Below are 7,737 nucleotides of genomic sequence, written 5' to 3' on the forward strand. Positions count from 1 at the left end.
GACGGGACTGTTTGCGTGACCACGGCCGGTTTGGAGGAGTGCACGGTTTCCGGCCGGGACTGCAGCAGGAGCAGGTTTTCGCCGTCGGGCAGGTCGGTGTCGAGGGCCCACTCGATGTCCTGCGGGCACTTGTAGTGCTTCTCCGCGCGCTTGGCCATCTGCGCGACGGCGGTGAGTTCCGCGTCGCTGAGGCTGCGGCGGCCGCGGCGTTCGGCGTCGACCTCCCGCTCCACCAGGCGGCCGGCCGCGGCGTCCGGGACGAGCTCTGCGTGCTTGTCGCCGAGGTGTTCGGAGATGACGGTCAGGGTGACCTTGTCCAGCATGATGTTGTCCGGGGTGACCTGGCCGGAGACCACCATCTCGCCGACCCCGTAGGAGGAGTCGATGGTGATCTTGGAGCGGTCGCCGTTGGTGGGGTCCATGGTGATCGCGACGCCGGAGACGCGGGCGTTGACCATCTTCTGCACCACGACGGCCATCGAGAGGCCCTCGTTGGGGATGTTGTTTTTTAGCCGGTAAATGATGGCGCGGGAGGTGAACAGCGAGGCCCAGCACTGCCGGATGTGCTCAGTGACGGCCTTGACGCCGTCGAGCCAGAGGTAGGTGTCCTGCTGTCCGGCGAAGGAGGCGTCCGGGAGGTCCTCGGCGGTGGCGCTGGAGCGCACGGCCACCGGGACGGGTGCCTCGAAGCGGGACATCAGGGCCTCGTAGGCGCCGACGGTGAGCTCGCGCATCGCTTGCGGCACCGGGCGGGAGCAGATGTCCTCGCGGATGGCGGCGGAGACCTTGTCCACCTGGCCCATGTCCTCGGGGTCAAGATCGGCCAGGAGCTGGTGAATGTGCCGGGTGATGCCGGCTTCCTCCATAAAGGCGTCGAACTGGGCGGTGGTGACCACGAAGCCGGGCGGGACGGGCATGCCGGCGGAGGTCATGGTGACCAGGGAGGCGCCCTTGCCGCCGAGGTTTTCCAGCTTCGGTTCGATGCCGCCGTCGAAGAACTGGATGTATTCGTTGCTTTGCATATTTCTCAGGCCTTCCAGCTGACGGGGACGGTCTCGGGGACGCGGAAGGACAGGTTTTCGCGGAAGTTGATGGCTTCCGGGTTCTCCAGCTGCAGTTCCGGGGCGAGCCGCGCCACTTCCTCAAGCGCGATTTTGGCCTGGAGCTTGGCGAGCATGTTGCCCAGGCAGTAGTGGATGCCGAACCCGAAGGAGAGGTGCTCGCGGGCATTGGGGCGGGTGACGTCAAAGTCCTCGCCGGCGTTGAACTTGTTCTCGTCACGGTTGGCAGAGCCCATCAGGAGCAGCAGCTGCGCGCCTTCCTCGATCGCGACGCCGCCGACTTCCGTGTCTTTGAGCGCCTTGCGCCGCCAGCCGACGATCGAGCCGGCGTAGCGGAGGACCTCGTCGATGGCGGCGGGGATTTTCTTGGGGTCCTCGACGAGCTGCTTCCACTGCTCGGGGCGGGCCAGGAGCTCGCGGAGGGCGTTGGAGATCAGCGTGGTGGTGGTCTCGTGGCCGGCGAAGAGCAGGCTGTAGAGGACGGAGGCGATCTCGTGGTCGGAGATCTCGGCACCTTCCTGCTGCGACTTCACGAGGTCCGCGGTGAGGTTGTCGCCGCCTTCCTCATGGGCCACCTTGACCAGGCGGAGGCATTCCTGCCAGTACTCCACGAGGTTGTGGGCGTGCGGGATCTGCTCCTCGTCGCTGAGGTCGCCCCAGGTCATGGCCGCGCGGGAATCGCTCCAGCGCTTGAAGGTGTCCACCTGGGAGACGTCCGCGCCGATCAGGGTGAGGATGGTGATGGTGGGGACGTCGTAGGCGAGGTCCTTGACCATGTCGCCGCGGTGCTCCGGACGGGCCAGCATCTTTTCGAGCAGCTCCACGACGTTCTGCCGGATGAAGGGCTCCAGCGCCTTGTAGCGGCGGGGCGTGAACGCTTTTTGGACCACGGCGCGGATGCGGGTGTGCTCGGGCGGGCGGCGGGCGGACAGGCCCGAGTAGGCGGTGAAGCCGCCGTCTTCCATGATTTTCTTCGCGGCGGCGCCGCGTTCGCGGACGGGGGCCTGGGCATTTTCGCTGGAGAAGGTCTCCCAGTCCTCGAACACGGCCTTGATGTCGTCGTAGCGGGAGACGACGTAGAGGCCGACCCGCTCGTCGAACATCACGGGCTGCTCGGCCCGGAGTTCGGCGTAGGCCGGGAAGGGATCCTTCATCTGGAACGGCTCGTAGCCGTGGTGCCCTGCGGGTGCTTCCGCGCCGTGTCCAAAGGGACAGCGGCCGGCCGTTTCCGTCGAGGGTGACATCTAAGCTCCTTGGTTTTCGGTCCCGCCGGCAGCGCCAGTGCATGCCGGGGTTCTTATTCACCAGTGTGGCCCCCATCACTATCGGTCGACAGGGTTAGCTTCCACTCAGTGGAAACCAGTTGCTGACCGCGGCGGGGCGGACACTCCCGTCTGGGCTCAGTCCGTCCCGGCGACGTGGCTGCCCAGCAGGGTCTCGAGCGGGATCCTCGCCGTGGCGCGCTCAATCTGGGCGGCGATGCCCCGCAGGACCGGCAAGTGCCGGGTCATGGTGGCCGCCTGGCTGGTGGGCAGCACCAGACCGATCGAGGCACCGATCCTGCCGGTATGGAAGACGGGGACGGCGATCGAGCAGGAGCCCAGCCGGATTTCCTCCAGCGTGGTGGCGTAGCCCTGCTCGCGGATTCGCTCGAGTTCCGCGGCCAGCTTTTTCGGGTCCACGTGGGTGTGTGCGGTGTGCCGCTCCAGCTGCCGGTTCAGGTAGGCGTCCCGGACCCAGTCCTCCTCGAAGGCCAGGATGACCTTGCCGACGGCGGTCGCGTGCATGGGCAGCCGGCCGCCGACCCTGCCGGCGCGGGGTACCCGCTTGGAACCGTAGACGCGGTCGATGTACAGCACCTCGTGGCCGGCCCGGACCGCCAGGTGCGCCGTCTCGCCGGTGAGGGAGAAGAGGTCCTGGACGTAGGGCCGGGCCGCGTCGCGGAGCTGCCTCCCGGTGTTCTGGGCCAACTCCCAGAGCCGGATGCCGAGCTGGTAGCGGCCGTTCGGCTCGCGGGAGAGCAGTCCCCAGTCGGTGAGTTCGTTGACCAGCCGGTGGGCGGTGCTCAGCGGCAACCCGGATTTTTCGGCGATGTCGGTCAGGCTGAGGGCGCCCCGGGACTTTTCGAAAGCTTCCAGGATGGAGAGGACCTTCGAGGTCACGGTCCTGCCGGGTTCGCTGCTGCCGCCGGCCATCGTGACCTCCTTGTCGCGGGCTGGTCTGACCTGGCGTCCGGCGCCAGGCGGCCGCGCGTCGGCCCGGAATCGAGTCTAGCCCGGGGTGGACGGAACAGTCCCAGCCCCTGCGAACAAACAACGCGGGGTCACTTGGCGCCCATCCGAAGGCCTCGGATGGGCGGGAAGTGACCCCGCGTTGGGGTTGTGACGGGGACGGGTCAGACGGAAACCCGGTCCGCCAGGCCGGACTTGGCGGCGCGGACAGCGGGCACGCCGTCGCCGTCCTGGCCGTACAGCCAGTCGTTGTACTGGAAGTCGTTGTCCTTCCGGCTCTTGAAGAGCAGGTTGCGCAGCGTCCGGGCGAGCCCGGAGACGTGCCAGGATTCGCCCCAGACGCGGGCGGTGCGCTGGACCCGGGCGGTACGGCCGGCGCGGATCTGGTTGAACTCCTTGATCGCACCGTCCCAGGCGTCCGGGTTGACGCCGTCGGCGGTGAAGACAGTGCCGACGGTGGCGTCCTGCAGCACGGCGGCGTCCTCAAGCGCCTGGCAGGCGCCCTGGGCCAGGTACTGCAGCATGGGGTGCGCGGCGTCGCCCATCAGGACCATCCGGCCAGCGACCCAGTTTTCGATCGGGTCGCGGTCATACATGGGCCAGCGGATCCCGGTGGCCAGGTTCTTGAGCGCTTCCTGAACGGCAGGGACGCAATCCTTGTAGGCGGCCTCGAGCTCGTCGACGCCGCCGTACTGCTCTTCGCCGCGCTCGAAGGAAGCGGACTTGAAGACGGCCACAGTGTTCAGCAGCTCGCCCTTGCGCAGCGGGTACTGCACCAGGTGGCAGTCCGGGCCGAGGTAGACGATGACGTCCTCGAGGTCGGTCTTGGGGGTGTCTTCGGTGATCGGGACGGTGCCGCGGTAGGCGACGTAGGCCGAGGGGACGGGCTCGTCGTTGGTCACGAGCGGGCGCAGGGTGGACCTGAGTCCGTCGGCGCCGATGACGACGTCGGCCTCGTAGTCCACGCCGGCGGCGGTGTGGGCCACGCCGCGGCCGTTGACGGTTTCAACGCTTTCGACCATAACGTCATTGACGAGCTTAACGCCGGCCGCTTCGCAGCCTTCAAGCAGGACCCGGTGCAGGTCGCTGCGGTGGATCACGACGTACGGGGCGCCGTAGCGTTCCGCGAATTCCCCGCCGAGCGTCTGGCGGGTGAGCTCATCGCCGGTGACGGCGTCACGGAAGACCAGGTGCTTGGGCTGGACGCCGATCTCGAGTGCCTTCTCCAGCAGGCCCCAGCGCTGCAGGACGCGGGAGGCGTTGGGGGCCATCTGCAGGCCTGCGCCGACCTCGCCGAATTCGGGGGCCCGCTCCACGAGGGTGACGTTGGCGCCGTTTTCACGCAGCGCGAGGGCTCCGGCCAGTCCTGCCATTCCCCCTCCGATGACGAGGACATCGGTGGACGTGGCGTGCTCAGACATTGCTTGCTCCTGTAAGTGAGGTGGGGATTGAGAGTTTGGATTTGAGTTTGAGGCCGACGGCGGCCAGCAGGACCGCGGCGATGGCGGCTGCGCCGGCGAAGGCGAGGAAATTGGAATTGACGCCCAGTCCGGCGGCCAGCAGGAGCCCGCCGATCTGGGGTGCGGCGACGGCGCCGATGCGGCCCGTCCCCAGCGCCCAGCCCAGCGCGGTTCCCCGCAGGTGTCCGGGATAGTGGCTGGCGACGGCGGCGATGATGAGGCACTGCGTGCCGTGGGTGCCGACGCCGGCGAGGACCAGCATGAGGTAGACGACGCTGACTGGCGGTCCCGTGACCAGGACGACCAGGGCACCGGCGGCGACGGCGGNGGCCGCGGCGATCGCCGTCGGAATCGGACCGAAGCGGGTTCCGGCCCAGGCCGTGATCACCGAACCGGCCACCGCACCCAGGTTGAGGGCCAGGGCGAAGGTCAGGGCGGACCCCAGGTTGTAGCCGGCGAGCTGCATGAGATTGGGCAGCCAGGTTCCCAGCCCGTACCAGGCGAACAGGGTGGCGATCGTCGCGAGGGCGAACAGCAGGCTGACCCCCAGGTACGGAGCGCGGAGCAGGGTGGAGAAGCCTGCCGGTTCCTTGATCGTGCGGCCAGTGCCGGACTTGCGGGCCGCCTCTCCTGTTTCCCTGCCTACGGCACCGATTGGTGCCAGCGTCTCCGGAAGGTACTTCAGCCCCAGCGGCACCACGATCAGCAGGGCCAGCACGGCCACGAGGAACATGGACTGCCAGCCGAAGGCGGGGATCAGCTGGATGCCGACCAGGGCGGCAATGGATCCGCCGATCGGGACACCGGACATCATCAGGGTGGCAATGATGGACCGCCATTTGGTGGGGACCAGCTCGGCAACGAGGGCGTTGGCCGAGGGCACCAGGCCGCCGAGCCCGATGCCGGCGAGGAGCCGCAGGNGCCGAAGACGGCGGCGTTGGGCGCGAAGGCGCAGAGGATGGTGAAGATCGAGAAGACAATGGCGCAGCCGAGTATGGTGCGCCGGCGGCCCCACGAGTCGGCCATCCGGCCAGCGAAGATCGCCCCGATCATCATGCCGACGAAGGCCATGGAACCGATGGTTCCGGCGGTGGCCTTGGTCAACCCCCAGCCGGTCTCGGAAATCAGGGAGGACTGGACGGTGCCGTAGACGATGAGGTCGTAGCCATCGAAGACCACCAGGAGCCAGCAGACGAGGACGGCAGCTGCCGACGCTTTGGAAAACCGCGCCGTCGGCCCGTCAACGGGGGCGGGGGCGGACTCGCCGGGCGTGGACCGTTGCGACATTGCAGCGGAAGGTGTGTGATTCATGCCACTTACTGTCCTAGCCGTTGCAGGTGAACCACAATACAATTCTGATGTGCAGAACAAGCCAGCAGCCACATCCGCCCGGAAGCCCGTGCAGAAGCGGCCCACGTATTCCATCGAGGCGGTCGACAACGCCCTGCAGCTCCTGCAGCTGCTCCGGGACGGCGGCGCGCTGCGGCTCAAGGACGCCGCCGAGGAGCTGGGGGTGGCCCCGTCCACCGCCCACCGCCTCCTGGCCATGCTGGTCTACCGGGGCTTCGCCGTGCAGGATGAAACCCGCCGCTACGTGCCCGGTCCGGCCATGGGTGTCGGGCCGGCCGGGCTGGGCTGGACCAGGCTGCTGCGCTCACTCGCCCAGCCGCACATGGAATTGCTCTCCGCGCACCTTAACGAGACCGTCAACCTCATGGTGCGGGTGGGCACGAAAGTGCGTTTCCTGGCCACCGTGGAGGGGAACAATGTGTTGCGGGTTGGCGACCGGCAGGGGACGGTGATGCCCGCCAACAAGACGTCGGGCGGCAAGGCCATGCTCGCCGAACTGGAACCCCACATGATCGAGCAGCTCTTCCGGAGCAACAATGCCGAGATTGGCGGGGACACGATCCCGGCCGCGGATTACCCGGCATTCCTGCGCGAGCTGGAGTCGATCCGCAGCAACGGCTTCGCGGCCAATTTCGAAGGGACGGAGGATGGTGTGAGCGCCCTCGGGATGGCCCTGCACAACCGGCGCGGGCACGTGGTCGGCGCCCTCAGCGTCGCCACACCTGCCACCCGCTTCCGCAAGGTGTTCGACGCCGGCCTCGTCCCCGCCCTGCGGGAAACCTGCCGGCAGCTGGAGATCGATATCGCGGCAAATCCCGCCGAGCCGGACTGAGCCCCCAGGTCAGCGTCCCGTCTGCCCTGTCCGCCAATTCTGACCAGCAGAATATGTTGGGGGTCACACTGCTGCATCCGTACAGTCGAACTACGCCAAGAACTGTTCTGACCTACCGAGGAGGCCCACGTGTCCATCAGCGCCGAGAACACGACTCATGAATCAGTGGCCGCGGGGCACACTGCTCCGGAGCCGACGCCCGAAGAGGCTGCCCAGCTCAAAGAGCTGTACCGGGATTTTGACCGGGAGAACCTGATCCCGCTCTGGACCGAGATCGCGGACCTGATGCCGATGGTCCCGACGCCCAAGGCGGTGCCCCACGTGTGGCGGTGGAGTGACCTGTACCCGCTGGCCGCCCGCGCCGGGGACCTGGTCCCGGTGGGCCGGGGCGGGGAACGCCGCGCCATCGCCCTGGCCAACCCGGGGCTGGCCGGTACGCCGTACGCCACGCCCACGCTGTGGGCAGCCATCCAGTACCTTGGTGCGCGCGAGACCGCCCCGGAGCACCGCCACTCCCAGAACGCGTTCCGTTTCGTCGTCGAGGGCGAAGGCGTTTGGACGGTGGTGAACGGGGACCCGGTCCGGATGTCGCGCGGGGATTTCCTGCTGACTCCGGGCTGGAACTTCCACGGCCACCACAACGACACCGATGAGCCGATGGCCTGGATCGACGGCCTGGACATCCCGTTTGTGCACTACGCCGACGCCGGGTTCTTCGAGTTCGGCACCGAGCGTGTCACCGACGAGGCCACCCCGGACATCTCCCGCTCCGAGCGGCTCTGGGCGCACCCGGGCCTGCGCCC

Annotated in this window: 6 protein-coding genes and 1 pseudogene; 2 read left to right on the plus strand and 5 right to left on the minus strand. The window is 67.9% G+C overall.

Features of this window, described 5'->3' with window-relative positions; translation table 11 throughout:
- From K789_RS0117860 to K789_RS23445, 5 genes and pseudogenes are all read right to left on the minus strand, one after another.
- Window positions 1-1,022: PEP/pyruvate-binding domain-containing protein (locus tag K789_RS0117860; RefSeq protein WP_024367960.1), on the minus strand; the 1,022-nt coding region annotated here is incomplete at its 3' end.
- Window positions 1,023-1,027: 5 nt separating this feature from the next.
- Entirely contained in the window at window positions 1,028-2,305 is a 1,278-nt protein-coding gene (locus K789_RS0117865; protein ID WP_024367961.1) for a cytochrome P450, read from the minus strand.
- 156 nt (window positions 2,306-2,461) lie between these two features.
- Window positions 2,462-3,256, minus strand: coding sequence for an IclR family transcriptional regulator (locus K789_RS0117870; protein WP_024367962.1), 795 nt, complete (start codon window positions 3,254-3,256; stop codon window positions 2,462-2,464).
- A gap of 200 nt (window positions 3,257-3,456) precedes the next feature.
- On the minus strand, window positions 3,457-4,713 hold the full coding sequence (locus K789_RS0117875; RefSeq protein ID WP_024367963.1) for an FAD-dependent oxidoreductase: 1,257 nt from the start codon (window positions 4,711-4,713) through the stop codon (window positions 3,457-3,459).
- Window positions 4,706-6,063 (minus strand): annotated as a pseudogene (locus K789_RS23445) (MFS transporter). Before K789_RS23445 ends, K789_RS0117875 begins: the two are co-directional and overlap by 8 nt.
- Window positions 6,064-6,112: 49 nt before the next feature.
- On the opposite strand from K789_RS23445, the gene K789_RS0117885 reads away from it, so the two are divergent.
- Window positions 6,113-6,934 carry an IclR family transcriptional regulator gene (locus K789_RS0117885; protein ID WP_024367964.1) on the plus strand — a complete coding sequence of 274 codons (822 nt, stop codon included), beginning with the start codon at window positions 6,113-6,115 and terminating at the stop codon, window positions 6,932-6,934.
- A gap of 129 nt (window positions 6,935-7,063) precedes the next feature.
- A partial coding sequence (locus tag K789_RS0117890) for a cupin domain-containing protein (RefSeq protein ID WP_024367965.1) occupies window positions 7,064-7,737 on the plus strand: 674 nt, incomplete at its 3' end.

Origin of the sequence: Arthrobacter sp. TB 26 (assembly GCF_000427315.1) — a bacterium.
Taxonomy (GTDB): Bacteria; Actinomycetota; Actinomycetes; order Actinomycetales; family Micrococcaceae; genus Arthrobacter.